The 1,870-nt window shown below is 38.7% G+C and carries 1 protein-coding gene, 6 tRNA genes and 1 pseudogene; 1 reads left to right on the top strand and 7 read right to left on the bottom strand.

The genetic code is table 11. The features are described from left to right. A partial coding sequence (locus BU200_RS10420; protein ID WP_142237035.1) for a transposase family protein occupies nucleotides 1–224 on the top strand: 224 nt, incomplete at its 5' end. A gap of 472 nt (nucleotides 225–696) precedes the next feature. Here the strand turns inward: BU200_RS10420 and BU200_RS10410 are convergent. From BU200_RS10410 to BU200_RS10380, 7 genes and pseudogenes are all read right to left on the bottom strand, one after another. Then, nucleotides 697–807 (bottom strand): annotated as a pseudogene (locus BU200_RS10410) (putative holin-like toxin); the annotation flags it as partial. Nucleotides 808–1,308: 501 nt separating this feature from the next. Next, nucleotides 1,309–1,392, bottom strand: a tRNA-Leu gene (locus BU200_RS10405). 13 nt (nucleotides 1,393–1,405) lie between these two features. Further along, nucleotides 1,406–1,477: transfer RNA gene (locus tag BU200_RS10400), tRNA-Gln, on the bottom strand. Between the two features lie 11 nt (nucleotides 1,478–1,488). Then, nucleotides 1,489–1,561 (bottom strand) — tRNA-His (locus tag BU200_RS10395). A 10-nt stretch (nucleotides 1,562–1,571) separates the two neighbouring features. Beyond that, nucleotides 1,572–1,642, bottom strand: a tRNA-Trp gene (locus BU200_RS10390). Between the two features lie 7 nt (nucleotides 1,643–1,649). Next, nucleotides 1,650–1,730 (bottom strand) — tRNA-Tyr (locus tag BU200_RS10385). Between the two features lie 15 nt (nucleotides 1,731–1,745). Continuing rightward, nucleotides 1,746–1,818: transfer RNA gene (locus BU200_RS10380), tRNA-Phe, on the bottom strand. Nucleotides 1,819–1,870: the final 52 nt, after the last annotated feature.

Genomic DNA, 1,870 nt, shown 5'->3' with positions numbered 1-1,870 from the left:
ATGAAAATAGCTTTATTCCAGCTAAGAACTCAAAACATCACAGATTGACGGAAGAGGAAAAGCAACTAAATCGTGAGATGGCAGCGATTCGTATCCAAATTGAGCATTTCAATGCGAAGTTTAAGACGTTTCAAATCATGAAACAAGACTATCGTGGTCGGAGAAAACGTTTTGAAATACGTGCTGAGTTAATTTGTAGGATTATTAATTTTGAAACCAAGTAGTTACCGAACAAGTCTAATAAACTCAATAAAGAATTTCAAGAAGAATGGATAACCTTTATAAAACTCTGTGTAAAGTATGCTTCTGCACGTGGAGAATGGCTTACACTTACCAGGGAAGAAAAACACAATCGTGATGAAAGAAGAACTACTATTCACAATCAAGTTATCTATCAATTAAAAATTCTAAAAAGCTTAGCCAATGAAGAAGGTAATGGTATTTCTTGGTTTGAAGTATTCAACAATGATAGGAAACGCATAGGAGATTTTGCCTGTTATGTAGCCTATATTTACGCAGTAAATGCTAGATGATCATTAACATTTCTCTTTTCACTTCAAAATCAATATATCTTATGTTATAATGGAATCAGAAAAGGGCAGTTGCGCTAACAACTACCCTTGTAGAACCGTTAAAAAGACGGTGACTCGTATACAGATTTATAATCCGTCCTACCAAGTCAAAAGTGGGGACGGATTATTTTTTGTTATCATTTTTGAAGATTTTATAGCACAAACCAATTACAGCAATAGTGAAACCACTAAAGCCTAAAATTGTTTGCACAACTTCAAAAGCGCTCACAAACGCTCCTCCTTTCCGTCAGATTTTGATGAAATGCTCATAAGCACCACCACCTTTCAGAACAAGGAGCCACCGTCTTCACTTTTCTACCACGTCATTATATCATTTTCTTTCTCAAAAGTCGCTTGAAATAGCGTAGTCTTTTCAACTACTTTTGAGAAACAAAAAAACGAGATAAAAACCTCGATTTTTCCAGTATCTATCCATCTAAACATTATCCTTTGACTAACTGATAATTTTCTGATTTTATCAAAGTTATAACTTTTCTTACAAACTGAACAGATAACAATCCTTGTATATCCTGTCCGTATGTTCTAAAATCACTATCTATATCTATTATAAGACTATCATATTGTAAAAGAACGCTTAGGTCATTCTTCAATTACTACTAAATTAGACGATTTATATTGACAAGAAACACCATAAGAAATTTTAAGAAACTCTTTGCAAAAAACAAGCAGATAAAAAGAAAAGACAAGGTCTTAAAAAACCTTGTCAAATCAACTATACCGGCGGCCGGGGTCGAACCGGCACGTCCTTGCGGACACTGGATTTTGAGTCCAGCGCGTCTGCCAATTCCGCCACGCCGGCTAGTATATGATAACTGGGGTAGCTGGATTCGAACCAACGCATGAGGGAGTCAAAGTCCCTTGCCTTACCGCTTGGCTATACCCCAATAATAAAATAGGCGAGTGATGGGAATCGAACCCACGAATGTCAGAGCCACAATCTGATGTGTTAACCACTTCACCACACCCGCCATATTATAACACGGGCAGTAGGAATTGAACCCACACTGAAGGTTTTGGAGACCTTAGTTCTACCTTTAAACTATGCCCGTAAAGGTATGGAAGGGGAGGGATTCGAACCCCCGAACCCGAAGGAGCGGATTTACAGTCCGCCGCGTTTAGCCTCTTCGCTACCCTTCCAAATTATTAAAATAATGGCGCGAGACGGAATCGAACCGCCGACACATGGAGCTTCAATCCATTGCTCTACCAACTGAGCTACCGAGCCGTATCCACAATCAATTGCGGGAGCAGGATTTGAACCTACGACCTTCGGGTTA

It is taken from the genome of Streptococcus acidominimus (genome assembly GCF_001921825.1).
Classification (GTDB): domain Bacteria; phylum Bacillota; class Bacilli; order Lactobacillales; family Streptococcaceae; genus Streptococcus; species Streptococcus acidominimus.
The sequence above is the reverse complement of the archived record's forward strand: the minus strand, read 5'-3'. Positions and strand labels throughout refer to the sequence as shown.